The 253-nt window shown below is 58.9% G+C and carries 1 pseudogene; it reads right to left on the reverse strand.

The features are described 5' to 3' along the window. Nucleotides 1-99: 99 nt before the first annotated feature. A pseudogene (locus FQ664_RS27995) lies at nucleotides 100-253 on the reverse strand (polysaccharide lyase family 7 protein); the annotation flags it as partial.

Genomic DNA, 253 nt, shown 5'->3' on the forward strand with positions numbered 1-253 from the left:
GCCTCACGGAGCGCTGAGCAAGCGCATCCATCAGCACCGCAAAGCGTCATGTCCGTCTCCCCTCTGTATATGGGGCAGGACGCTCGGCGCTTGTGATGGTTAGGAATGTGTGAGGGATAGCTTACTGATGATACAGATCGAGCCGTCGTCAGCCGGAGTCTCGTCGGTGTAGTCGACCTGGTTGTACACGCCGCCGTGGAAGTTCAGTAGGCACGAGTCCCATGAGCTATCCAGCTCCAGCCTGCCGGAAGAC

Source organism: Pseudomonas persica (assembly GCF_900291015.1).
Classification (GTDB): Bacteria; Pseudomonadota; Gammaproteobacteria; order Pseudomonadales; family Pseudomonadaceae; genus Aquipseudomonas.